Origin of the sequence: Microcystis aeruginosa NIES-2549 (genome assembly GCF_000981785.2) — a bacterium.
GTDB lineage: Bacteria > Cyanobacteriota > Cyanobacteriia > Cyanobacteriales > Microcystaceae > Microcystis > Microcystis aeruginosa_C.
Genome location: NZ_CP011304.1, coordinates 3,919,477 through 3,943,599, shown reverse-complemented (window position 1 = coordinate 3,943,599; position 24,123 = coordinate 3,919,477). Strand labels below are relative to the sequence as shown.

18 protein-coding genes and 4 pseudogenes are annotated in these 24,123 nt (G+C 44.4%); 10 read left to right on the top strand and 12 right to left on the bottom strand.

The features are described from left to right. Positions 1–215: 215 nt before the first annotated feature. On the bottom strand, positions 216–1,250 hold the full coding sequence (locus tag myaer_RS19355) for a hypothetical protein (protein WP_046663276.1): 1,035 nt from the start codon (positions 1,248–1,250) through the stop codon (positions 216–218). Between the two features lie 605 nt (positions 1,251–1,855). Then, on the bottom strand, positions 1,856–2,251 hold the full coding sequence (locus tag myaer_RS19350; RefSeq protein ID WP_046663275.1) for a helix-turn-helix domain-containing protein: 396 nt from the start codon (positions 2,249–2,251) through the stop codon (positions 1,856–1,858). Positions 2,252–2,313: 62 nt separating this feature from the next. Here myaer_RS19350 and myaer_RS22175 point away from each other — a divergent pair. Further along, positions 2,314–2,412 (top strand): annotated as a pseudogene (locus tag myaer_RS22175) (IS1 family transposase); the annotation flags it as partial. Between the two features lie 323 nt (positions 2,413–2,735). Here the strand turns inward: myaer_RS22175 and myaer_RS19340 are convergent. After that, the gene (locus tag myaer_RS19340) at positions 2,736–4,343 is read right to left on the bottom strand and encodes an MFS transporter (RefSeq protein WP_046663274.1); all 1,608 of its coding nucleotides are present in this window, start codon (positions 4,341–4,343) and stop codon (positions 2,736–2,738) included. 470 nt (positions 4,344–4,813) lie between these two features. Here myaer_RS19340 and myaer_RS19335 point away from each other — a divergent pair, with 470 nt between their 5' ends. Next, on the top strand, positions 4,814–5,917 hold the full coding sequence (locus myaer_RS19335; protein ID WP_046663273.1) for a glycosyltransferase family 4 protein: 1,104 nt from the start codon (positions 4,814–4,816) through the stop codon (positions 5,915–5,917). Positions 5,918–6,003: 86 nt separating this feature from the next. Here the strand turns inward: myaer_RS19335 and myaer_RS22750 are convergent. Together myaer_RS22750 and myaer_RS19325 are read right to left on the bottom strand one after the other, a co-directional pair. Then, positions 6,004–6,168, bottom strand: a pseudogene (locus tag myaer_RS22750) (RNA-directed DNA polymerase); the annotation flags it as partial. A 4-nt stretch (positions 6,169–6,172) separates the two neighbouring features. Continuing rightward, positions 6,173–6,313: pseudogene (locus tag myaer_RS19325) on the bottom strand (IS630 family transposase); the annotation flags it as partial. A gap of 409 nt (positions 6,314–6,722) precedes the next feature. Between myaer_RS19325 and myaer_RS19320 the strand changes: the two are divergent. Continuing rightward, positions 6,723–7,864, top strand: a pseudogene (locus myaer_RS19320) (IS66 family transposase). Positions 7,865–7,974: 110 nt separating this feature from the next. Here myaer_RS19320 and myaer_RS19315 read toward each other — a convergent pair. Next, the gene (locus myaer_RS19315) at positions 7,975–8,187 is read right to left on the bottom strand and encodes an Hfq-related RNA-binding protein (RefSeq protein WP_046663272.1); all 213 of its coding nucleotides are present in this window, start codon (positions 8,185–8,187) and stop codon (positions 7,975–7,977) included. Positions 8,188–8,248: 61 nt separating this feature from the next. On the opposite strand from myaer_RS19315, the gene dapF reads away from it, so the two are divergent. After that, the gene (gene dapF, locus myaer_RS19310) at positions 8,249–9,094 is read left to right on the top strand and encodes a diaminopimelate epimerase (protein ID WP_046663271.1); all 846 of its coding nucleotides are present in this window, start codon (positions 8,249–8,251) and stop codon (positions 9,092–9,094) included. 58 nt (positions 9,095–9,152) lie between these two features. On the opposite strand, the gene myaer_RS19305 is transcribed toward dapF, so the two are convergent. Then, a complete protein-coding gene (locus tag myaer_RS19305) occupies positions 9,153–9,365 on the bottom strand; it encodes a chlorophyll a/b-binding protein (protein WP_002732553.1) in 213 nt (70 codons plus the stop codon). Positions 9,366–9,842: 477 nt separating this feature from the next. Here myaer_RS19305 and myaer_RS19295 point away from each other — a divergent pair, with 477 nt between their 5' ends. From myaer_RS19295 to hisB, 3 genes are all read left to right on the top strand, one after another. After that, positions 9,843–10,526: a hypothetical protein gene (locus tag myaer_RS19295; protein ID WP_046663269.1), complete on the top strand. Its 684-nt coding sequence runs from the start codon at positions 9,843–9,845 to the stop codon at positions 10,524–10,526. A gap of 177 nt (positions 10,527–10,703) precedes the next feature. Beyond that, entirely contained in the window at positions 10,704–12,218 is a 1,515-nt protein-coding gene (locus myaer_RS19290; RefSeq protein ID WP_046663266.1) for an energy transducer TonB, read from the top strand. 409 nt (positions 12,219–12,627) lie between these two features. Further along, positions 12,628–13,257, top strand: coding sequence for an imidazoleglycerol-phosphate dehydratase HisB (gene hisB, locus myaer_RS19285; RefSeq protein WP_046663265.1), 630 nt, complete (start codon positions 12,628–12,630; stop codon positions 13,255–13,257). A gap of 30 nt (positions 13,258–13,287) precedes the next feature. On the opposite strand, the gene thrC is transcribed toward hisB, so the two are convergent. Next, positions 13,288–14,397: a threonine synthase gene (thrC, locus tag myaer_RS19280; RefSeq protein WP_008203543.1), complete on the bottom strand. Its 1,110-nt coding sequence runs from the start codon at positions 14,395–14,397 to the stop codon at positions 13,288–13,290. A 447-nt stretch (positions 14,398–14,844) separates the two neighbouring features. On the opposite strand from thrC, the gene myaer_RS19275 reads away from it, so the two are divergent. Continuing rightward, positions 14,845–15,615 carry a class II glutamine amidotransferase gene (locus myaer_RS19275; RefSeq protein WP_046663262.1) on the top strand — a complete coding sequence of 257 codons (771 nt, stop codon included), beginning with the start codon at positions 14,845–14,847 and terminating at the stop codon, positions 15,613–15,615. Between the two features lie 2 nt (positions 15,616–15,617). Here the strand turns inward: myaer_RS19275 and myaer_RS19270 are convergent, their stop codons facing one another. Then, a complete protein-coding gene (locus myaer_RS19270; RefSeq protein WP_046663261.1) occupies positions 15,618–16,346 on the bottom strand; it encodes an ABC transporter ATP-binding protein in 729 nt (242 codons plus the stop codon). 75 nt (positions 16,347–16,421) lie between these two features. Between myaer_RS19270 and myaer_RS19265 the strand changes: the two genes are divergently transcribed. Then, positions 16,422–17,111: a Uma2 family endonuclease gene (locus myaer_RS19265; RefSeq protein ID WP_046663260.1), complete on the top strand. Its 690-nt coding sequence runs from the start codon at positions 16,422–16,424 to the stop codon at positions 17,109–17,111. 102 nt (positions 17,112–17,213) lie between these two features. On the opposite strand, the gene psaC is transcribed toward myaer_RS19265, so the two are convergent. Beyond that, positions 17,214–17,459 (bottom strand): photosystem I iron-sulfur center protein PsaC, encoded by a 246-nt coding sequence (psaC, locus tag myaer_RS19260; protein ID WP_002734319.1) that lies wholly within the window; start codon positions 17,457–17,459, stop codon positions 17,214–17,216. Between the two features lie 250 nt (positions 17,460–17,709). Between psaC and acs the strand changes: the two genes are divergently transcribed. Then, a complete protein-coding gene (gene acs, locus myaer_RS19255) occupies positions 17,710–19,680 on the top strand; it encodes an acetate--CoA ligase (protein ID WP_046663259.1) in 1,971 nt (656 codons plus the stop codon). A gap of 816 nt (positions 19,681–20,496) precedes the next feature. On the opposite strand, the gene myaer_RS19245 is transcribed toward acs, so the two are convergent. Together myaer_RS19245 and myaer_RS19240 are read right to left on the bottom strand one after the other, a co-directional pair. After that, a complete protein-coding gene (locus myaer_RS19245) occupies positions 20,497–20,763 on the bottom strand; it encodes a hypothetical protein (RefSeq protein ID WP_046663257.1) in 267 nt (88 codons plus the stop codon). Positions 20,764–20,838: 75 nt separating this feature from the next. Continuing rightward, entirely contained in the window at positions 20,839–23,304 is a 2,466-nt protein-coding gene (locus myaer_RS19240) for an ATP-dependent Clp protease ATP-binding subunit (RefSeq protein WP_004160623.1), read from the bottom strand. Positions 23,305–24,123: the final 819 nt, after the last annotated feature.

Genomic DNA, 24,123 nt, shown 5'->3' with positions numbered 1-24,123 from the left:
TTGAACAAAGTGAAACCCAACAACTGAGGGTTTCTGTCGGGTTTCGTGACCTCAACCCGACCTACGAATTGACATAATCTGAGAAAATTGAAAAAAGTGCCAAGTCAATCCCAGTAACGAATCGCCATGTAAGAGAGCCAAGTGAATACTACCCCAAAAACCGGGTAAAAAGAGGAATTCAAACATTACCGTCCCCAATCACCGAGAACCATTGACTATTGAGCAGTGATGATTTTCAGGGTTTTCATTTGCAGTTGATTCAATTTTAACAGGAGACGACGACGCAAAAAGAACTGTTGTTGTTGCCAGAGAGAAAGGGAACACCATTGATTATAGGCGGGAACACATTCATTGAAGATAAACTGATGCCAACACTGAACAAGATGGCTAATAGTCACGGTTTTCGACCTTTCTTGATAATGAGATTTTATTTGCTGCCTTAAATAATTGTTGTCCCGCAATTGTTTGAGATAATAAATAACATCATTCTCATTATTAGCAGCAAAGAAATCTAGCTCACTTTTGTACTCTGATTGAAAAGCAGATTCAGTTCCTAAAATAGCAGGAACACCTGCTAACCAGGCATTATAGAGTTTAGTGGCGGGTTTCCAAGGATAAGTTTCCTTAGAGTCGAAACGACGAACAGCGACGATTGCATCTACTTGACGATAATCATGCCAAAACTTATCATTAGTTTGAATGCACCAGTTTAAACCTAAATTATCTACCTGCTGTTGCCATTCCGGTTTGCGTAGGGGGGGAGCTAAATTGGAGGTAAGGCCAAAATAAACTACATTTTCGAACCGATCGCCCCGTTGAGGATCGCGCGGAATTAAGCCTGGTTGAGTCCAATGGGGTAAAAAGTATCGCTTACCTGGTAAAAGATAGCGATCTTCGGCTATTGATTCTATATAAAGTTGAGAAGCAGTTAATTCCTGTCGATTCTGGACAATATGAATTTGAGCGTAGGGTTGAGGATTTTGATCCCCTTTAACACAAGCCAGTAATAACTTGGGATAGGGTTGAAAATCATAAGCTAACGATTCTCGATGACCAATTACAATACCTTCTTTAGGGATAGTATCTACTAATTCACAGGGAAAGTTCGATTCGCGTAATCGCAAATAAGTTTGTAAAATCCAAGCCAATGAACCTCGACCCGTTCGTAATTGATCGGCGTGATCGGGCAAAGGGTCGGGTCGATGGGAGGCGGGAAGATGAAAATAAATAGGAGGTATTTGCTCGGTCATAATTATATTACTTACGAACTAACAAAGTGGCGATTCAGAGCAGAAGTGCAACGAATTCTGAAGCGTGCTTGTAGAATACTTGATCGGGAGTTTGATCGTCAAGGGATTTTCGGCATTGCTGATTTGAGACCTGAATCTTATTTTGTGGGATTTTTAAAACCTAGACCCAAACTAACTTTTGGATACGATGCACGGTTGGCATTCATACCTTGATTCAGATCTTTTTGCGTAGGTTGGGCTGAACGAAGTGAAACCCAACAACTGAGGGTTTCTGTCGGGTTTCGTAGCCTCAACCCGACCAACGAATTGACATAATCATCTAGCTAGTCAGCTTTTAACGCGATCTCGAAGTAAATATAGCAGTTTTCATCAGAATGAGGCATGGGCAAGGGGCTTAAACCCTTTGTTGGCAAAACTTGTCGATACCTCAGTAACGTGAAAAGCGCTATAATTCAATTTCACTGAAAAAATATGAGGCAATTAAAATCATTTTTATTTGGGTAGATTCCTTAACTAGAAAAACTTTTAGTCTTGAGATAATATTAGGTCGAGGTCTATTAGGGTCTACTTTTATACATCCCGAATTTTATCCTTTGTATTCTTGTCTAAGTTTTTGTCCTCTTTCTATCTCTTTTCTGGTCGGGTGTAGAGTTTTTTTTGCGGGTCATTCTCAAGCGTTCGGCTATTCTTGCCACTGTCGCCACACTTAACACTATACCGGTTCTTTCTAGGAATAGTTCCGATAGTTCGGCTAGAGTTGCGTCATTATTTTCCTCAATCAAATCACCGAGGGCGATCATCTGTTCTGGTGTAAGTTTTAAATGACGGCCACATCGGTAAGTCTTCGGTCGAATATCTCCCGTTTCTCGAGATTGCTTCAAAAGCTTTTGTACGAAACTTAAGGTTACGCAGAATCTTTTCGCTAATTGTCTTTGAGAGATGGGTTCGTTATAATAACAGTCTAGGATTTTCTGACGGAACTCTACTGGATAGGATTTCATTTTTGGTACAATTTAGCTATCGATAACATTATACTTAATATTTGTGAGAAAGGCTGTATCTGAATAGAGTAGAGGGGGAGAACACTCGTTGAATACATTATCTTGTCCGACTAGATACCCAAACGTTATGTTATTCAAAGTCAGTGGAGATGTTAGAATAGTCTATTCCTTTATTAATTCACTATCTAAAGTTTCAAGAGGTAATTATTCCCTACTGATTCATATCTTGATTCAGCAACGCCCATTTTAGCTATTGAACTACTTAATTAGTATATAATATAAAAGCAAGCTGTGATCGGGTTATAATTTTTGCAGATATCTAAAACACTCTCCAGTTAAGCTTCCAGGTCGATTGTACCCAGTAACGAGTAGTTCAAAAATCAATACAATTACTTTTGGGTAAGGGTTTGCTGATTTTTCTTAGCAGGAAGTTCGGGAATAAATAAAAATAATCTCCTGTGTCCTAATAGCTGATAACCAATGTTTACTTTTCTTCTTGTCTTCTTGCTGCTAATCGGTCTAAAATTTCGGCGTGAACTTGGCGCGTAATTGGATAAAAATAGGCAAGAATTAGGCTAATGATCAGGAAAAATGCTGGTAAAGGAGCAATTGCTAGGCGAATTGCTATTAAAGCACTATCTGGCTGCAGGGGAATTGCTTCTCCTGGGATTCTCGGTTTAAAACCCGATGTTTCTAGAGCAATACCGACAAGAAATAACCCCAAAGCTAAACCAATTTTTTGCAAAAGTACCATGAAAGCATAAAAAATACCTTCTCGACGTTTTCCTGTTTCTAATTCGTCCAATTCGATCACATCAGGAACCATTGACCAAGGAATTAAATAGGCCACAGATACACCAAATCCCGCCAAAACTGCCAAAGTATACATTAAAGTTATTTGTCCTGGTTGGAGCAAAAATAAACCGATTTGGGCAATAATCCAGACTGTAATCCCTAAAAAATAGACTATCTTTTTGTCTAATTTCTGACTAACTGCTTGCCATAAAAATAACATCACTAAAGCTGTTCCCTGTACTGCTAAAGCGACTAAACCTGATTCTGCTTCCGATAGTCTCATGTAGCTGACGACATAGTAAACCAAAATCGAGGCGGTTAATTGTACCCCTAACCAAGCACAAAGATAGATGCCAATAACGTATAAAAAGGGACGATTACCAAAAACTATTTTTAATTGTTCTTTCAGGGGAATAGTTTCGGTATTATTATCTGCTTCTCTCTGTTTAATTGCCGCACCATCCCTGAGATGATTTTCAGTTTTACCATAGTAAATATTTAACCCAGAAACTATCCCTTCTATTCCTAATAAAATTGTGGAAATAGCGATAAAATCTCTGGGATTAACCCCAATTTTTCCTACTCCATAGACCAAGGAAAGCGCACCGATAACTATAAAAGCAATTGCCAAAACTTTTTTCTGAGGATAATTTAGAATCGCTTTTGCTCCTCGTTCTTGTAAAACTAAAGCGCACCAAATAACTGCTATAATCGACATTAAAGCACAAACTACACCTAACAATAAAAAAGCTTGATGGAGATCGTTTGCATAGGAAGATGAGACGAGAATATAGAGAATTAATGAGAGAATGCTACCCCCGATCGAAAAGGCAAAACGAAAACTATTTAAGCGGGTTCTCTCATTATAATCATAGGTTAATTCAGGGGTGAGTGCTTGGTAGGGAAGATTGACTACCGTATAGGTTAAATTAAAGATAATGCCGATAAAAATATAATATAAAAATAACCATAATTGGTTATTAGTCGGGATTAACCACAGTAAAAAATAGCTAATTCCGAAGGGAATCGACCCCAATAACATCCATGGTAAGCGACGACCCCAGATAGTACGAGTTTGATCGCTCCACATCCCAATGATCGGATCGTTAATAGCGTCGAAAATTCTCACCACCATCAGCACACTACCGGCTAATCCTGCCGATAATCCTGCCACATCAGTGAGGAAAAATAGCAAGTAAAATACCGAGATATTGGCAGTGATAGCTGGTCCTAAATCGCCAGCACCATAGGCGATTTTTGTGGTTAAATTGAGTCTTTCAGAAGTTAAATGATCCATAAAAGCAATTACAGAGATTAAAATAAGCTTAACCGTTCTGGGAGCATTTGTAACCTTTGTCAGAGCAGCTGAGGAACTTTAATTTTTTTATCTCCAGTAATTCCTGAAAATATCTAGAATTAAAAGAGGAAGATTCCTCGATGACACCGGGGACAAAGAAATAGCTTTATGTGCGGCATCCCGGAAAATTCTGACTATTTCCCAGTCCTTCACTTTTTATCTATCGCCTTGGTCAGCATTATGAGCTAAACTGACTAATATCAGTTATTTTAGCTATCAGCATCCGAATTTCCCTGATTCTGGCAGTTACACGCAAGAAGAGCGACCAGATTGTTCTTTTTCGGACTGTTAGCGGTTAGGATCTATTACTTGGGAAACGATCGAAATAGATCAAGAAAGTGTGATAGTACAGATAAGAGATCAGGGAAAATTTTTTCGCCAAACCTAAAACTTTTTGACACTGACGTTCGATGATGACTCATATATTCCTATTTTTAGAGATTTTTTCCCAAGAAGGTGGTATTCAATCCTATATTAAGGATGTCCTGCAAGCCTATCTCACTTTACCCGATTCTGAGGCGGCCGAGGTTTTTTTACTGCGGGATGCCCCTGATTGTCCTAATCCTTTTAAAAATCAAGGTATTACCTTTCATTACCTGAAAAATAACTCAGCAACTCTCGGACGCATCCAATTAGCCCTTAAGTTTTTAGTTTTTCTCCTCCAGAAACGTCCCCAAAGAGTTTTTTGTGGTCATGTAAATTTAGCCACCCTCACCCGTCTTTACTGTCAAGCTTTAGACATACCCTACACCGTCCTCACCTACGGCAAAGAAGTCTGGGAACCTTTACCAAATTCCCAAAAACAGGCCCTGCAAGCGGCCGAATCGATCTGGACAATTAGCCGTTACAGTCGCGATCTTATGTGTAAGGCTAACGCTATCGATCCCCAAAAAGTAGCAATTCTCCCCTGTGTGGTGGATGAGGAAAAGTTTAATTTAGGTGAAAAGTCCTTGACATTAATCAAAAAATATGATATAGAAAATGCCAAAGTTTTATTAACAGTTGCCCGATTGTGGTCGGGGGATATCTATAAAGGGGTAGATGTTACCATTCGGGCCCTGCCGACAATTCTAGAGACTTATCCGGAAGTAAAATATCTAGTCATCGGACGAGGGGACGACCTTCCAAGGTTAGAAGCTTTAACCAAGCAGTTAGGAGTGGATAAACAGGTAATTTTCGCCGGTTTTGTCCCGACGGAGGAATTAGCCGACCATTATCGTTTGGCCGATGCTTACGTTATGCCTTCCCGGGAAGGGTTCGGGATTGTTTACCTAGAAGCGATGGCCTGTGGTATTCCCGTGATTTCTGGAGATGAGGACGGTTCAGCAGAGCCGCTGCAGGATGGTTTGGTGGGGTGGCGGGTTCCCTATCGAGATGCCGAAAAGGTGGCTAAAGCTTGTTTAGAAATTTTGCCAGGTCGGGATCAACGCTGTCACCCGCAATGGTTGCGTCAACAAACTCTAACTAAATTCGGCAAAAAGACTTTACAAGCAAAATTAGAGCAGTTAATCTAAATCATTAGGGGTCGAGAAGGTCGTCACCGACCTCCCCTCCCATTCAGAACCCTGCATGAGACTTTCACCTCACACGGCTCCTAGTTTTACTGTTCCCTTGTTAAGGATACAGCTTGACTTCTTTTGGTTGACCCTGTATCATCTAGATTGACAAAATCCGCGAAGGATGTCAAATCTGATAATTCTAGGCTTCCATCAGATGCCGATTTATCATCGTGACAGTGGCGGTGTAATAATTGAAGGTTTTTATATACTTTAGACGTTCATAATCTGAGATTTATTAAACTTCTGAAATCGTAGAGTAAGCAAGGAATCCAGTTCTTTTTTATGTTTCAGATGGGCATCATTTAGACATTCATAAATAGCTGAAGAAAAGTCAGAAAAGTTTTCATAATATGTAAGGATTCAGGTCAGGGGATTGACAAAAACAGAAAAAAGTGTAGATTGAGAGGTTGACATCCTCGCCGCCCTAAAAGTGCGGCGATTCCTAAACCTCACGATTTAAGTTTCTGCTTCCACCACCGTCGCATACCACAGTTAAAAAACCATGTACTGTCTTACACAGAGTCCACAGACTTTCGCCCCATTTCAGAAGCCCGATTCCGTGTGTCCCACGGTACGTTGACCGCCTATAGCTTCTTGTACTTGTTGCGCGCGACTTTTTACCCGGCCAAGCTTTTCTGGTCGGAACCCCCTAAGCCGAGTTTTCAAGGTGCTGCGCCGTCCACTTGGTTTTCGAGACTGGCCTTTTAATTCTAACGTAAAGCCAACCTAGAACGGCGGGGTTTCAGACCCAAAATTTCCGATGAAGCAAAAAGAACCGCAGCAGCTACTAGACAGGGAAAGCCTGAAAAACCTGACCCCAGAACAACTGGTGGAGATGGTGCTGAAATTACAGGAGTTAGTAGTCAAACAAGGCGAAACCATCGAGAAGCTGAAGGGTAATCTAGATAAGGATAGCAAAACGTCATCGAAACCCCCCTCCACAGACTTGCTAAGAAAGCCAGAAAAAGCCAAAGAAGGCGAAAAGAAAGAGGGACGCAGCCCAGGAGGGCAAAAAGGGCATGAGGGAAAAACCCGCAAAGGATTTGGACGAATAGACCGCACTGAGAGCGTCAAAGCCGAAAATTGCCTCCATCGTGGCACTATCCATCTCGCCCCGGGTGAACGCCGACAAAGCACTTTCATAGTAGCCCAGCTAGTAGAAAGGCCAATAGAAATAGTAGAATCAAAGAATGGTTGTGGAATATTAGTGGACAAGGCTTTTCTCTCTTCCATGCGGGGGACACCCGCTCGCGACAAGAATTAGAGCATCTGCTGGGGAAAAGTTTCGCTGGGGTGTTAATCTCCGATGATTTCAGCACTTACAATGGCTATGGAGCGGCCGCCCAGCAGAAATGTCTAGCCCATTTACTGCGGCATTTTAAGCAAGTAGAAAAACTGAAAACTCCTCATCAAACGGAGTTAGCCCAAGTCTTTTGGGATTTAATCACGGAAGCCTTTAGGCAACATAGGCAATATCGAGAAACCGGCGCTCGGTCTATCTATAACCATTGGGTCATAGATTTTCGACTGCGGTTAGAGCAAGCTTTAGCTGTGTGGCGACCCCAGGCGGGTTATGCTGCGGGTTTATTGCTGAAATCCTTGCTGGACAAGTCCCATCAGTGGTGGTATTTCCTAGAGCATCCTGAAGTCTCTCCCGATAATAACCGAGCCGAGCGTTCTCTGCGTCTGGGAGTAACTAAGCGCAAGATAGCTGGTGATTCTCGCTCCTTCAGTGGCTTTGTCGATACTGCTCGTTTGTTGACCGTGATTCAGTCTTGTCGCGCCCAAGGCCGTTCGGTTTTAACTTTCTTCCGTCAGGCCTTGGCCTCTGTCCATCACCCCTTGCATACGGTTGTCTCTCTTGTCCCCACTGCTGATTTTTCTCTCTTTGTCAACCCCTAGACCTGAATATTTACCGCAAAAGCAACAGAAAGAGTGCAAAAACTAATACAAAAATATTGGGATAAAAGTCTAGATGTAGATAATGAATTTTTGATGGGTCTGATTTCCTCCTAGGCTTTAGGTTTTAAATAAACTAGAGACTGTTGCCAAATTAAAGTGGGTTTATCGTAGTGATCGACTAGGTATAGACAGTTAGCATCTTGCCAAAGGATGCGACCAACGAGGAGATCATCGGTGCTTAACTTAATTTCTACTTCCCGTTTCTCTTGAATATAGCTCTGTACTTGTTTAATACTCGGCAGACCAGGATCGAATTGAGACATAATGAGTTTATCGATGAGGTGTTCATCCTCTATTATTCCTGTTGAGCAGCTTTTATTGACCATGAAAATCCCCTTCACCAAATATCAAGGCCTGGGCAATGATTTTATTTTGATAGATAACCGTCACAGTCCCGAACCCCTGATCACAGCGGAAATGGCCGTGGCTATGTGCGATCGACATTTTGGCATCGGCGCCGATGGCGTGATTTTTGCGCTTCCCGGCCAAGCAGCAACCGACTACACCATGAGAATTTTCAACTCCGATGGTTCGGAACCGGAAATGTGTGGTAACGGTATTCGCTGTCTAGCCCAATTTATTGCCCGTTTAGAGGCTAACAACACCATTGGCCGCACCTATCGCATTCATACTCTAGCAGGAACGATTATTCCCCGTTTAGAAGCCAATGAACAGGTAACGGTCGATATGGGACCACCGCAACTCCTAGGCGGTGAAATCCCCACCACTTTGGTCAAGGGGTCAGAAAAAGTCCTCGCTGTTCCCCTGGAGGTGGAGGGCAAAGATTGGTTAGTTACTTGCGTTAGTATGGGTAATCCCCACTGTGTCACTTTTGTGGATGATCTGGCCTCTATTCCCCTGGAAACTATCGGGCCAAAATTTGAACATCATCGGGTTTTTCCCCAACGGACTAATGTGGAGTTTGTGGAAGTAGTCGCGCCGGATTATATGAAGATGCTTGTCTGGGAAAGAGGAGCGGGAATTACCCTCGCTTGTGGTACCGGTGCTTGTGCTGTGGTGGTGGCGGCCGTGTTGACGGGCAAATGCGATCGCCGTTGTACCGTGGAACTCCCCGGTGGTTGTCTTCAGATTCACTGGTCCCAAACCGATAACCGGGTTTACATGACAGGTCCTGCTAAAGCTGTTTTTGAGGGCATTTATGCTATCTGAATCATCCCGTCTGGACGGGGACTGAACTCCCCGAACAGCGCGACGGGATTGTCGATTCTTAGAGACTGGTAATCCAAGCAATAATTCCTTTACCGGTTAACAATTCAATGGCTAAAAGAGAGACAAAGCCAATCATAGCTAGTCTGCCATTCAATTTTTCAGCTTTTTTGGTAAAACCGAGACTGCTAGAACTATCAACGTACATTTTCGGTTCGACAGCAAAATTATTCAGTCTTCCTTGTTCTTCGGTGGTGTAGCCGCGGGCAGTCATGGGGAGGCTCCTTTTGTATGCTTATGTTAAGAACTATAACATATTGTTAAGTTATGTTGCAAATTTTAACAAAAAATTTCTGGAGACTCAGAAAACCTCGATCGGGTAGGCTGTCAGGGGAGTGCTATAGTTCTATCTCCCTTGGGTTTATCGATGAAATTTTGCCTTTTTCTTGACAAATTCCTCAAGTTGTGGTACTAAAGAGGTATAAACTCGATCGCCTAATCAGGGAAAAAACAAAAACTATCTTAAGGTCGCCAGAGGAGTCCCGTTAAACCGTACAGGAGTTAGCAGGGGATAAATTGCCGCCAAAAGCGAACCCGATCCTAGGGAGTCAACTGACCTTGAGTGGAGATGCGCCGAATGGGTAAGTGTGGGGAGAATAGGTAAAAACCACTAGGAAAAACCTGAATAGAATCTTAATATATAGAGTGCCTAGTAGCCATAACGATTGCGCTCACTATCTTTGTAAATTCTATGGCAGAGATTAACCCAGAGATCAACCTGATGCAGATAGCGACTATACTCAACCAATATCGATTTGAAATGAGAGGTTATAAAGCGCAAGAATTAATCGAGCGCTGGTTGCCCATCTATTCACTAAATTGGATTCGCATGGCGATTTTAGAGGCACTCTATCAGGGACGTTACAAAGTCATTTCGGTGGAGGAAATCCTCAAAATTTGGCACCGTCGCGGCCATCCTACCTTTCATTTTACGGGGGAATTCGAGCGCTTGGTTTGTAAAAACTTGCCAGATTCGCAGTTAAATGGCAAAAAAACGGCAGTTATCCCTAAACGGGAACAGATCAAGATACCTTCTCGTACCCTTGAGCGGCCTTGTCCAGAGCCACAAGCGGTAAAAACCGATAATAATGGCACAGTGACCATGATTAAAGATTCTTTACTCAACTCAGAAACTTCTCTTTTTGATGATCCTCGCAAAGGTATGAGTAATGTGGAGGAATTATTCTCACAGTTGACCACGGAAACGCCCAAATTCCCTGAATTAGAATCATTGCCTACATCGCCTAACGGTCATGGAACTAGGGAGAATTTCCAGGCTAATTTTAAACCGGTAATCGATGAGTTTATCCCTTTGTTAGACCCTTCGGAATTATATCCCAAATTAAAAGCTGTGGCTCGCTCGCAGTATAAGTAGGGTTGGCTGAAAAAGTTTTTTGCGGGGACAGGGTGTGGGAAGAAGGGAGAAGGGAGAAGGGAATAGGGGATGGGGACTGACACCAATTAATTCCCCGCCCTCAAGAAAAAAAAATCGCCTTGACGATTAGAATAGAGTTAACTTTTCCCCTCAAGGCTCTGCTCAATTAACTAGATTATGACATCCTCCTATTTTGGTCTAGAAACCGAAGAAAATAAACTAATTAACTCTAATAATCTCTCGTTCGCCGCTTCTCTTGGTATTCATGCCCTAATTTTAGCGATTATCTTACCTAATTTCCTCAATAATCCAGCGCAGGAGCCAAAAAAGGAATTACGCAACGTCAATCTGATTGAATTGAACCCTCTAGAGCAGTCACGTCTTCCCAATCTCGACCCCTCCCTGTCCAGCTTACCCGCACTGCCTAACCCCAATTCGTCTTCTTCCTCTTTGCCTCCTCTCCCCCCCATGGACGGCATCCATAACAGCACCTTACCTCCTTTACCCTCGGTTTCTTCCCTTCCTCCCTTACCTTCTTTACCTCCTTTACCTCCCCTCTCCTCTTTACCCTCCGTCAATATCTATTCTCCTCCCGTGGCATCTATTCCCTCTCCGGGTAGATTACCGATTCCTCGCAATTTTCCCACTTCTACCCCCAGTTTACCTAGTCCTCCTTCTGTTCCCACCCTGTCAGAGAATAATAATCGGCCTAGGGAGACTAATAACCAGCAGCTCCAGCCTTACTTCGATCCCTACCGAGATAATCTAACTCCAGATGAATTGCGAAATTCGCCTCTTAGTGCATCGCAACAGGCGCAGGAACAATTAAACAATTCTTTCGCCCGCACGCCGGAGCCGAACGGTCAATCGCCCATTGATGAACAGCGTCGTCAACAATTAATGTGGGAAATGCGGGAACGTTTGCGCTCTCTGGAGGCAGATAAAAGCAATACCAGTAACGAGGAGGCCATGAGAAATCAGGTGGATTGGCTGGCCAGAGTACAAAAAACTAATCCTAACGCCTTAAATGAACTAAATCAGCCCAATCAGGGCAGCAGAGGCATAACTACCGTCAATTTGACTGGTAATTATCCCGCCACGGCTTGTTCCCGTCAATTAGCGGGGACGGCGGTTTATGGGGTGACGGTGGATAGTCAAGGCCGCCTCAGCAGTGAACCCCAGTTAATTAAAAGTGCTGGCTTCCCGATTTTCAATCAACAGGGGGCGAGGGAAGTGCGCCTAACTCGTTTTAATAATCCCAGTGGTGAGTCGAGAATCTATCAGGTGCGCGTCAGTTTTGCCCCTAACCCGGAAGTGTGCCGAGGTGCGATCGCTAATCCCCCAAAACCGGAGGGTAGCAACCTCAATACGCGTAACTCCCCCCCCGCAACGCCGGCAATTGAAACCCCGCTTCGTCCCAATCAAACCCCGCAGCCCGTCGTTAGTCCCCAACCGGATAACGTCAAGCCACCCGCAACCACAGAGCCAAATCCAGCCCCAACCCAGCCAGAACCGCCCAAAGATGCGATAATCGAGGAAAAAGCCCCAGAAAATTCTCCCCAAACCCCCGCTCTCAATCAGCCGGAGGTTTCCCCCGCTAGTCCCCCCACTAGCCAAAATCCTCAACCTGTCAGCGAGGAAGCCTTGCCCCCCGGTCCGCCGGCGGAAGCTAAAACTGAACCAGAAAGTTAGGCCTTTTCAGTGATCAGTGATCAGTTATCAGTTATCAGATGTGAGTTATCAGATGTGAGTTTTAGGTTTACTGATTACAAGGGACGAATCTAAAACCTAATTTGTTAAGCTAAGTAGGGAGACACAATTATTTGTAGGATGGGTTAGCGGTAGCGTAACCCATGCGGGCGTTGGGTTTCATGCTTCAACCCAACCTACGTTCTTTTCAGTGATCAGTGATCAGTAATCAGTGATCAGATGTGAGTTTTAGGTTTACTGATTACTGAAAAAAACTCTCATCTTCCTAGTCAATAATTCGATCCCCCCTTAGTCCCCCCTTGATAAGGGGGGTGCCGATCCCCCCTTAGTCCCCCCTTAATAAGGGGGGCATCTGATAATTTTTAACGGCTACCTACTTATTTTTACTTAAATGATTTCCACTTCCCAGATACCCGATTCTTTTGTCTCACCTTGCCGTCGCGCCTCGGTTAGTCGTACTACCAAAGAAACCGATGTACAGGTGACGATCGATCTTGATGGTAGCGGCAATTGTCGCGCCCAGACAGGAATTCCCTTTCTTGATCATATGTTGCAGCAAATCGCCTCCCACGCTGCGATCGATCTCGATGTGCTTGCCACCGGAGATATAGAAATTGATGACCATCACACCAATGAGGACGTGGGAATCACCCTCGGACAAGCTTTACTGCAAGCTTTGGGGGACAAAAAAGGGATCGTCCGTTTCGGGCATTTTGTCGCCCCTCTCGATGAAGCTTTAGTGCAGGTTGCCCTCGATTTTTCCGGTCGTCCCCACCTCAGTTATGGTCTAGAAATTCCCACCCAAAGAGTGGGAACCTACGATACTCAGCTAGTGCGGGAATTTTTCGTTGCTTTGGTCAATCACAGTCAAATGACCCTACATATTCGCCAATTAGACGGGATTAATTCCCATCATATTATTGAGGCTACTTTTAAAGCTTTTGCCCGGGCGATGAGTGGGGCCATAGCGATCGATCCCCGTCGCGCCGGTATAATTCCCAGTTCTAAGGGAGTTTTATAGAAGCGCTGCCTAACCCGAATTAACGTTAGCTTAGAAGCCCATAATTTGAGCCACTTGGGTTAATTCGGGAGCGATCCCGGATTTTAGTTGGTTATTGCTGTATTTTACCGCCGAATCTGGGTCTTTTAGTCCATTTCCCGTTAAAACACACACTACGGTGGCCCCATCGGGAACCTGTTGATGCACTTTTAATAATCCTGCCACAGAAGCGGCGCTGGCCGGTTCACAGAAAACCCCCTCTTGGCCCCCTAAAATCCGATAGGCTGCTAATATTTCCTCATCACTGACTGCGTGAAATTGCCCTTGACTAGCGTGACTAGCGGCCCAGGCTTTTTCCCAGTTAGCGGGGTTGCCGATACGGATGGCCGTGGCTAGGGTTTCGGGATGGTCAACTGGTTGTTTAGAGATAAAAGGGGCAGCCCCGGCGGCCTGAAAACCCATCATCTTCGGCAGTCGGTCACATTTGCCTATCTGGTGATACTGACAGAATCCCATCCAATAGGCGCTAATATTGCCCGCATTACCCACGGGAATACATAACCAGTCGGGAGCATTACCCAAGACATCGACAATCTCGAAAGCGGCGGTTTTTTGACCCTCTAAACGGTAGGGATTGACGGAATTGACTAAAGTTACGGGATAATTTTCTGATAGTTGGCGGACAATCTTGAGGGCATCATCGAAGTTGCCATTAATAGCGATGACTTCCGCTCCGTACAATAAAGCTTGGGCTAATTTTCCTAAGGCCACATAACCATCGGGGATAATCACAAAGGCCCGCATCCCGGCCCTTCTTGCATAGGCTGCCGCCGCCGCCGAGGTGTTGCCGGTACTGGCACAAATCACCGCTTTTGCCCCTTCTTCTTTAGCTTTCGAGATGGCCATGGTCATACCTCGGTCTTTAAAGCTGCCGGTGGGATTTAAGCCATCATATTTGACAAAAACCTTGACATCGCGCCCGATTTGTGCTGAGAGATAGGGGGCGGGGATCAGGGGTGTATTGCCTTCTAGGAGGGTAATTACAGGGGTTTTACTGCTTACGGGCAGAAATTGGCGATATTCTTCGATCAAACCGCGCCAGCCGCCGATAGACGAGGATTTAGTGGGTGATTGGGGGATTGATCGAGAAATAATTGTCATAGCCTTAAGGATACAGATTTGATTAGATGGCCCAGTTTCCTATTTTATCGAATAAGCAGGCCAAAAAATTAATCTCGATCGCCCAGTTGGGATTCATGGGAGTTAAAACAGGGATGCAGGGAGATAAAAGGCAATAACAGCAAATAAATTACCTTTTTAGGCAAAAAATTGTTATTTTATCGCTATCAATCTGATTTTTTGCTCTTTTTGTCTTTCAGAGGTTGATTTAATGAGGATTTGCCGAATAAATCTAAAAACCTTCTGAAAATCGGTAAAACCCCACACCCACCAAGAAACTTTTTCAGCAAACGCTAATTAGTAGTAGTGCCAGATTAATTTCTTAGCTAGGATAGGCAAGAGGCAGCTGGAAAAAATTCTCCTGTCTCCTGTCACGGCTGCTGGCAGTAAGTAATTTTGCTGGCATCTGATATTCAAACTCAAGCAACTATGTGTCAACTTCTAGGCATGAATTGTAATGTCCCCACGGATATCTGTTTTTCCTTCGAGGGATTTTGTGCGCGGGGGGGAAAAACCGACGAACATCGAGACGGTTGGGGAATCGCTTTTTTTGAGGGTTTAGGTTGTCGAACTTTTATTGATGTTAAACCCTCGATCGCTTCTCCGATTGCGGAATTAATTAAAAACTATCCCATCCATTCTACCAATGTTATCGCCCATATTCGCAAAGCCACCCAAGGAGAAATTAAACTAGAAAACTGTCATCCTTTTCGGCGTGAATTGTGGGGGAAATATTGGGTTTTTGCCCATAATGGTAATTTAGAAAATTTCTCACCAGCTGCGGGAGATTTTTATCAACCGGTTGGGGAGACGGATTCGGAAAGAGCTTTTTGTTTAATTCTTAATACCCTACGAGAGACTTTTCCCCAGGGCAAACCTTCCCTAGAGCAACTTTATCAAGTCCTAAAAACTATCACAAACTCTATCGCTTGTCAAGGAATTTTTAATTATCTTTTATCCGATGGTGAACATTTTTTTGCCCATTGTTCGACAAAATTAAGCTATATAATCCGTCAGTATCCTTTTGCCGATGCTCATTTAATTGATGAAGATGTTAGCGTTGATTTTCAAGTTTTAGCTCATCCCGGCGATCAAGTGGCAATTATTGCCACTACACCCTTAACTGATAATGAAGTTTGGACAGCGATTAATTCAGGAGAATTATTAGTTTTTCAGGGGGGCGCACCAATTTTAAGTTAATCTTACCAGTGGTCACTTTGTCTGGATTTTTCTAAATCAATTAACTGAGTTTTTAGCCCTAACCAATCTAATTGATGGGCGAGGCAATCTGAACCAATTTTCCCCGCTTCTAGATAAATGACTCGCTCGGCAAATTCTTCTAAAAAATCCAGTTGATGATTGACCATAATTATCGTCATTGAACTTTGATTATTTAATACTTCTAATAACCTGCTGGCCGTGCCTGTATCTAAAGCAGAGGTGGGTTCATCTAATAACAGTATGCTCGGTTCTAACAGCAAGGCTCTGGTAATTGCCACTAATTGTCTTTGTCCTAAAGATAATTCTAACTCTCCGCGCTCAAACCACTGTTCGGGAATTTTTAATAGGGATGTCCAACGGTCAATTCTATTATTAATTTCGGCAGGAGTAAGTTTTTTTAATTGCAAAGGATAAGCGAGAGCATCTTGAACAGTCATCCCTAATAATTTCGACTCTTGTAGCAATAAAACTATCTGTTGTCGCAGGGAAATAACCGGTATTTCCCTAATCGATTTACCGTGAAAATAAATATTTCCCGTGCTTGGTTCCTGCAAACGATTTAACAATCGCAAAAGAGTCGTTTTTCCTGCCCCAGATGCTCCGACAATAGCTAACTTTTCTCCTTGCTTGATGCCAAAAGTAATATCTTCTAACAGATAAGCACTGCCCCGTCGGATAGCTAAATTTACTTGCTGTAGTTCTAAAATCAAGATCGGTCTTTTCCTTACTTAGTTCAAATTTATTATATAATGAAAATAGCCCAATGAGTTCGGCAGGTATTCCCCATGGTTAGTCAAGTTAACAAAACCGAGATTATCTATCCTGAGAGCGACGGTAAACCGATGGCAGATAATACTAAACAATTTAACTGGATAGTGACGATTAAGCAGAATATCGACTGGTTATATATCGATGATCCCCAGGTATTTGTAGCGGGGGATCTGTTATGGTATCCCGTGGAAGGCCAGCCGAAAATTGCTGCCGCTCCTGATACGATGGTAGTATTTGGCAGACCGAAAGGCGATCGAGGTTCCTACAAACAATGGCAAGAGGATAATCTTGCTCCTCAAGTCGTCTTTGAGATTCTTTCTCCCAGTAATACCTCCATCGAAATGGCCAAAAAATTGCTATTTTATGATCGCTATGGAGTCCAAGAATACTACGTCTATGATCCCGATGATAATAGTCTAGAAGCTTGGCAGCGAATTGGTGACAGTTTAGACAGTGTTAGTGAGGTTAATAATTGGGTGAGTCCCCGTTTAGGCATTCGTTTTGACTTAACCGACGAGTTAAAAATTTATCGTCCTGATGGTACTCAATTCTCGTGCTACAGCGAAATTAATCAACTACTGGAGCAGGAAAAGCAACGGGCTGAAAATGAACGCCAACGCGCAGAAAAGGCTAATCAGCAGTTAGTAGAAATGGAGGCAAAACTGCAAAAATATCGTCAACTTTTTGGGGAATTACCTAACTAAAATTTTAACTAGCGAAGGGAGTATAACAAAAAAAGAGGACTGGTTAGTCCTCTTAACAAGATTAGTTTTCGCTAAATATTAAACACAGAATGATTGCCAGGCCTAGTAGGCTAGACCCATACTGCGGGTGGTTTCTGCTCCGAGATAAACCCGAATGCTCAAGAAATCCGTCGGACAAGCCGTTTCGCAACGTTTACAACCAATACAATCTTCCGTGCGGGGGGAGGAGGCAATCTGGGCAGCTTTACAGCCATCCCAGGGAACCATTTCCAGCACGTCGAGGGGACAAGCCCGAACGCATTGGGTGCAACCGATACAGGTATCGTAAATTTTAACGCTATGAGACATTGAATTATGACTCCTTACCGAGTGTTCTCCATGTTAAATTTCGGGTTTATCGGTTAGTTTACCTTACAGCGATCTGTTCATCGCTCGATCGGTGACATAACTTTAAACTCTGTAACACTTGGGCAAAATGGCGATCGCTAGTTAGGGATCGGGCAATCCTAAAATAGCCTTAAAGAATTGCTTGCCGGGGTTACGCGGGGAACCGAAAAAGGTAATCTGGATCGCAAGATAATTTATTTCGTTTTCCAGTATGACAGAAATAGCGATCGAATCGATCCTACAGGAAAATCGGCTGTTTCCCCCCAGTGCCGAATTTGCCCAGAATGCCACCATTAAAAGCTTTGAAGAATATCAGCAACTCTACGCCAAAGCCAAGGCCGATCCCCCAGCTTTTTGGGCCCAATTAGCCGAAAAAGAACTACATTGGTTTGAAAAATGGTCAGAGGTTCTTGACTGGCAGCCCCCCTTTGCTAAATGGTTCGTCAACGGCAAGATTAATATTTGTTACAACTGTATTGACAGACATCTCACCACCTGGAGACGTAATAAAGCCGCCATCATCTGGGAAGGAGAACCGGGAGACAGCCGCACCATTACCTACGAACAGCTACACCGAGAAGTGTGCCAATTTGCCAACGCTTTAAAGGAATTAGGCGTAAAAAAAGGCGATGTGGTCGGAATTTATATGCCGATGATTCCCGAAGCGGCCATCGCCATGTTAGCCTGTGCCAGAATTGGTGCGCCCCACAGTGTAGTTTTTGGGGGATTTAGTGCCGATGCTTTGCGCGATCGTCTTAATGATGCGGCCGCTAAGGTGGTAATCACTGCCGATGGTGGTTTCCGCAAGGATAAAGTAGTTGCCCTCAAGGAACAGGTAGATCTGGCTCTAGCCGATAATAGCGCCCCCAGTGTGGAAAAAGTCCTCGTTGTCCAGCGCAGCAAGGAACCCATCAATATGGTTGCCGATCGCGATTACTGGTGGCATGATCTACAAAAACAGGTATCTGCTAACTGTCCGGCCGAACCCATGGATAGCGAAGATATGTTATTTATCCTCTATACCAGTGGTTCCACCGGCAAACCGAAAGGAGTCGTCCACACCACTGGCGGTTATAATCTCTACACCCATATCACCAGCAAATGGATTTTTGACCTGAAAGACACCGATGTTTACTGGTGTACTGCCGATGTGGGGTGGATTACCGGCCATAGTTATATCGTTTACGGACCGCTTTCCAATGGTGCCACCACGGTAATGTATGAAGGGGTTCCCCGTCCCTCTAATTTAGGCTGTTTTTGGGATGTAATTGAGAAATATCGCGTTAATATCTTTTATACTGCCCCCACTGCTATCCGCGCTTTTATCAAAATGGGTGAAGATATCCCCAATAGCCGGGATTTATCCTCTTTGCGCTTACTGGGAACCGTGGGAGAGCCGATTAACCCGGAAGCGTGGATGTGGTATCACCGAGTTATCGGTAAAGAAAAATGTCCGATTGTCGATACTTGGTGGCAAACGGAAACCGGGGGGATTATGATTACTCCCCTACCCGGGGCAATTGCCACCAAACCGGGGTCAGCAACCCTACCTTTCCCCGGTATTATGGCCGAAGTGGTGGACTTAGACGGTAATCCCGCCCAAGCGAATGAGGGGGGTTATCTGGTGGTCAAACATCCCTGGCCCGGTATGATGCGAACAGTCTATAAAAATCCCGATCGCTTCCGCAATACCTACTGGGAACATATCGCCCCCAAAGATGGCCAATATCTCTATTTTGCTGGAGATGGTAGTCGTCAGGACGAAGACGGTTATTTCTGGGTAATGGGGCGCGTTGATGACGTGATGAGCGTTTCTGGCCACCGTTTAGGGACCATGGAGATCGAATCAGCTTTAGTATCTCATCCTGCGGTAGCAGAGGCGGCTGTGGTGGGACGACCGGATGAAATTAAAGGGGAAGAAGTCTATGCTTTTGTGACTCTCGAGGGGCATTATGAAGCGAGTCCGGAGTTAGCGAAAGCATTAAAGGATCACGTTGTCAAGGAAATTGGCATTATTGCCCGACCGGGAGAAATCCGTTTTACCGATGTACTGCCAAAAACGCGATCGGGTAAAATTATGCGTCGTCTATTACGAACTTTAGCATCAGGTCAAGAGATTTCTGGTGATACTTCTACTCTAGAAGATCGATCGGTTTTGGATAAATTACGGCAAGGTGCGTAATTTAATTGCTGGTTTTTCCTAGTAGTTAGGGTGAGGAATAAGAGTTAATCTTATCTCACTCTAACGGGAGTGATTCTCGGTGAACATATTTCTGTCTGGGTGCATCCCACATTTGCAGAAATACCGACAATCAGCAATTATCAGTGACTCTTAAATTAGTACAAAAATATGAACAATCGCCTGTAAGCATCTCACAGTTAACCTAATGCGCGGGGGGTTTGGGGCGGCACTTCGACCTGACGGGGTGACGACAAGCTCAATGTAAAGGCTCAATGTAAAGGCTCAGTGGCCGCGCAACGCCCCCAACGGGTAGGGCTGTTTCATTCTCCCGTCAGAATATCAAAAGTAAAGGCGATCACTGTCTTTGTAAAATGAGGAGTGACCGCCAACCTTTAAAATATATGTTGAGCTTAATAGAAAAACTGAAAACTCCTCATCAAACGGAGTTAGCCCAAGTCTTTTGGGATTTAATCACGGAAGTCTTTAGCCTGCATTATTCACCAACTGGCAAAAACCTGATTGTGAGGACATCTCAAAAAACAGACTGTTTTTCAGCCAGATCGCTAGATGAACTTCTTGCCAAGGCTTTCGAGGATTTTCCAAAGTCTTCATGAATAATGCAGGCTAGGTCTATAATTTATTGTCCTCTTCTATTGTACCTCATGCAAGTGCATACCGCTATATAGCGTTTCCTAAGCTAGTGAGGTACACATATTTTTCTTCCCTTTTGACTTTTGACTTTTGCCTTTTGCCTAAAACCCATAACTTTTGTACCTCAGCAGACTGAAAAACGCTATAAATGGACGATTATTATAGCTATTCAAGCTTATTTTCTCCTTCTTTTAGCAGAGGTATCGAGTTTTCTGTCGTCAAAATGTCAGGAATATCACTTAAACTAGCAGTTTGATAAACCTGTTCATTTCTAGCAAATAAATTGCCCATATCTTGAGAATAATTAGAAGCGATCGATAGCAAAGCTCCAGCAAAAATATAGAGAGGTAAAGGCAAAATAAAACCCTTTGCCCACTGATAAAATTCCACCAATAAAAATAACAAAACACAACCCACAATCCAGACTTTCATCTCACTTTTTCCCTATTTTTACGAGAAAAGGTGAGCAAAAAGCCCACCTTTTATTTAACTAATTCCAGTGAGAATTTATTCGATCACGGGAGCGATTAACTCGCGTCTTTCCCCCGAAATTACTTTCACCTTACCTTCCTCATCGATATCGACCATAGCCGTATCCCCATCAGAAACCCGTCCGGAGAGAATTTCCTCAGCCAGAACATCTTCCAACAGACGCATAATCGCACGACGTAAGGGACGAGCGCCGTAGGCCGGATTATAACCCTCCTCGATCAAGCGTTCTTTAAACTTATCGGTGACAGACAAAGTAATATTTTGTTCTGTCAGACGTTTAAACACATCCTTGAGCAGGATTTCGGCGATTTCCTTGACTTCTTCCTTATTGAGTTGACGGAAGACAATAATCTCATCAAGACGGTTGAGGAATTCAGGGCGGAAATACTGTTTTAATTCCTCATTAACCAGCGATCGAATGCGATTATACTGGGCCTCGGCCTGATTATCGGCAAACTCGAAACCTAAACCACCGCCACCCTTCTCGATCACCTTAGAACCGATGTTCGAGGTCATGATCAACAGGGTATTTTTAAAGTCCACCGTGCGACCTTTAGCATCGGTCAAACGTCCATCTTCAAGGATTTGCAGAAGCATATTGAAGACATCGGGGTGAGCTTTTTCGATTTCGTCGAATAGCACCACCGTGTAGGGACGACGACGCACCGCTTCCGTTAATTGTCCCCCTTCGTTGTAACCAACATAACCCGGAGGCGAACCGATTAACTTAGAAACCGTGTGCCGTTCCATGTATTCCGACATATCGAGACGGATCATCGCATCTTCCGAACCGAAGAAATAAGCGGCCAGAGCTTTAGTTAACTCGGTTTTACCCACCCCCGTTGGACCAGAGAAGATAAAGGAAGCAATGGGACGGTTGGGATTTTTCAGACCGACGCGAGCGCGACGAATGGCCCGGGACACCGCTTTAACTGCGTCCTCTTGACCGATGAGACGCTGATGTAGGGTATCTTCCATGTGCAGCAGTTTCTCGGATTCGGTTTCGGTCAGTTTGTTGACGGGAACCCCAGTCCAAGAAGCGACGATGTGAGCGATTTCCTCGGCATCCACAAAGGGTTCATCGTTGCCATCTTCGCCTTTTTTGGTGGAAGCGAGATTCCGGATCTGGGTTTTGATTTCCATTTCCCGATCGCGCAATTCCCCAGCTTTCTCGAAGTCTTGACCGCGCACCGCGTCATCTTTTTGTTTGAGAATTTGCCGCAGTTCTTTGTCTAATTCCTTGGCTGCCGGTGGCAATTGGGAATTAATCAAGCGCACTCTCGAACCGGCTTCATCGATTAAATCGATCGCCTTGTCCGGTAAGAAGCGATCGCTAATGTAGCGATCGGACAATTTCGCCGCCGCTTCTAGCGCTTCGTCTAAGATTTTTAGTTTATGGTGCTGTTCGTAGCGTTCCCGGAGACCGTAGAGAATTTCGATCGTTTCTTCTACGGAGGGTTCACCGACCATAACCGGTTGAAAACGTCTTTCTAGAGCCGCATCCCGTTCGATATGTTTGCGATACTCATCCAAGGTCGTTGCGCCGATACATTGCAGTTCTCCCCGGGCCAAAGCTGGTTTGAGAATATTGGCCGCATCGATCGCTCCTTCGGCTGCCCCGGCACCGATGAGAGTATGAACTTCATCGATAACAAGGATGACGTTACCCGCTTGGCGAATTTCGTCCATGATTTTTTTGAGGCGTTCCTCAAATTCGCCGCGATACTTGGTTCCCGCCACTAGCAAGCCGATATCGAGGGTGACAACCCGTTTTTCTTCGAGAATGTCGGGAATATCCTTGTTAGCAATGCGTTGGGCTAATCCTTCTGCGATCGCTGTTTTACCTACCCCCGGTTCCCCGATTAGGACGGGGTTATTTTTGGTACGACGACCGAGAATTTGGATAACGCGCTCGATTTCCTTTTGTCGGCCGACCACGGGATCGAGTTTACCCTCGCTGGCCATTTGGGTGAGATTGGAACCAAATTCATCAAGAGTGGGGGTTTTAGTGCGACCTTGGGAAGATGAACCAGCGGCCACTTCGGCGGTTTCCCCTAACATTCTGATCACCTGGGTGCGAACTTTCGATAGATCCACGCCGAGATTTTCCAGAACCCTAGCGGCCACACCTTCCCCTTCGCGAATTAGTCCTAAAAGGAGGTGTTCTGTGCCAATATAGTTATGGCCCAGTTGACGGGCTTCTTCGAGGGAGAGTTCTAAAACTCGTTTGGCTCTGGGGGTGAAGGGAATTTCCACGGCTACGAATCCGGAACCGCGACCGATGATTTTCTCCACCTCCACGCGCGCATCTTTGAGATTGACACCCATGGACTTGAGGACTTTGGCGGCAACTCCCGTTCCCTCTCCAATTAGTCCTAGTAAAATCTGCTCTGTTCCCACGAAGTTATGGCCGAGGCGGCGGGCTTCTTCTTGGGCGAGCATGATTACTTTAATGGCTTTTTCCGTAAATCTTTCAAACATAGCCTATCCATCACCTACACAAGCGACCCTAGATATGCTGATTTTAGCACGGCTTTTTAGTTTAGCCGTCTTTCAGTGATCAGTTATTGGGGAGCGGCTATTAGTTATAATGGTTGTAGCTCTGAAGATTTTTTCTGGGGTCAATCGGTCTCAGCTAACTTGCGGAGATGCCCGGAATCTCCCGGATTATGGTTTTGTCCCCCCGGAAACCTGCTGATAAGTTGTTCACTTTTACATAATCCCCTAGGCTCGTGGTCATCCCCATCCCTCGATCGCTCGACTATTGATCGCCCATTTTCAGACCAAAACTGGAAGTATAAGCAGATTAAATATTACTACCTATTGACAAATTAAGTATTTTATGTTAATGAACGGGGTGACATACAGAAAGTTGACCCGTATCGTTACTCTGGAGACTGTTATGCAGAAAGTTGACTTATAATATGTAGTTAGGTGCGAAACGTTTAGGCATGAAATAGGGCTGAAATGCCTGAAATAACCGCCTAGTAAGGGCTTCAGTCCCCCGACTGAATCTAAGAGGTCAACCCAGACCAACCTTATAACTGTTTATATGTCCCAACGTTTAGTATCACCCGATACCAAATCAGGCAAGGGGACTCAAGGTCAATACACTTGTAATAAATCTTTACAAGGTGAGAGTAACGGCGATAGCCACCCCCAGATTCAGAAATCACAACTCTGGGACTGAAGCGGGGAACGGAAGGCTCCGAGGTGTAACCTAACACCAGAATCGAGACCACTGCCAACCATCCATGATTAGGCGTGAGCCAAATGTCTGACCTGAACCATCGTAACTAT

Bases quoted from the DNA above. Each gene is read 5' to 3' on its own strand.
- myaer_RS19355 (WP_046663276.1), bottom strand. From the start codon at position 1,250: ATGACCGAGCAAATACCTCCTATTTATTTTCATCTTCCCGCCTCCCAT.
- myaer_RS19350 (WP_046663275.1), bottom strand. From the start codon at position 2,251: ATGAAATCCTATCCAGTAGAGTTCCGTCAGAAAATCCTAGACTGTTAT.
- myaer_RS19340 (WP_046663274.1), bottom strand. From the start codon at position 4,343: ATGGATCATTTAACTTCTGAAAGACTCAATTTAACCACAAAAATCGCC.
- myaer_RS19335 (WP_046663273.1), top strand. From the start codon at position 4,814: ATGATGACTCATATATTCCTATTTTTAGAGATTTTTTCCCAAGAAGGT.
- myaer_RS19315 (WP_046663272.1), bottom strand. From the start codon at position 8,187: ATGTCTCAATTCGATCCTGGTCTGCCGAGTATTAAACAAGTACAGAGC.
- dapF (WP_046663271.1), top strand. From the start codon at position 8,249: ATGAAAATCCCCTTCACCAAATATCAAGGCCTGGGCAATGATTTTATT.
- myaer_RS19305 (WP_002732553.1), bottom strand. From the start codon at position 9,365: ATGACTGCCCGCGGCTACACCACCGAAGAACAAGGAAGACTGAATAAT.
- myaer_RS19295 (WP_046663269.1), top strand. From the start codon at position 9,843: ATGGCAGAGATTAACCCAGAGATCAACCTGATGCAGATAGCGACTATA.
- myaer_RS19290 (WP_046663266.1), top strand. From the start codon at position 10,704: ATGACATCCTCCTATTTTGGTCTAGAAACCGAAGAAAATAAACTAATT.
- hisB (WP_046663265.1), top strand. From the start codon at position 12,628: ATGATTTCCACTTCCCAGATACCCGATTCTTTTGTCTCACCTTGCCGT.
- thrC (WP_008203543.1), bottom strand. From the start codon at position 14,397: ATGACAATTATTTCTCGATCAATCCCCCAATCACCCACTAAATCCTCG.
- myaer_RS19275 (WP_046663262.1), top strand. From the start codon at position 14,845: ATGTGTCAACTTCTAGGCATGAATTGTAATGTCCCCACGGATATCTGT.
- myaer_RS19265 (WP_046663260.1), top strand. From the start codon at position 16,422: ATGGTTAGTCAAGTTAACAAAACCGAGATTATCTATCCTGAGAGCGAC.
- psaC (WP_002734319.1), bottom strand. From the start codon at position 17,459: ATGTCTCATAGCGTTAAAATTTACGATACCTGTATCGGTTGCACCCAA.
- acs (WP_046663259.1), top strand. From the start codon at position 17,710: ATGACAGAAATAGCGATCGAATCGATCCTACAGGAAAATCGGCTGTTT.
- myaer_RS19245 (WP_046663257.1), bottom strand. From the start codon at position 20,763: ATGAAAGTCTGGATTGTGGGTTGTGTTTTGTTATTTTTATTGGTGGAA.
- myaer_RS19240 (WP_004160623.1), bottom strand. From the start codon at position 23,304: ATGTTTGAAAGATTTACGGAAAAAGCCATTAAAGTAATCATGCTCGCC.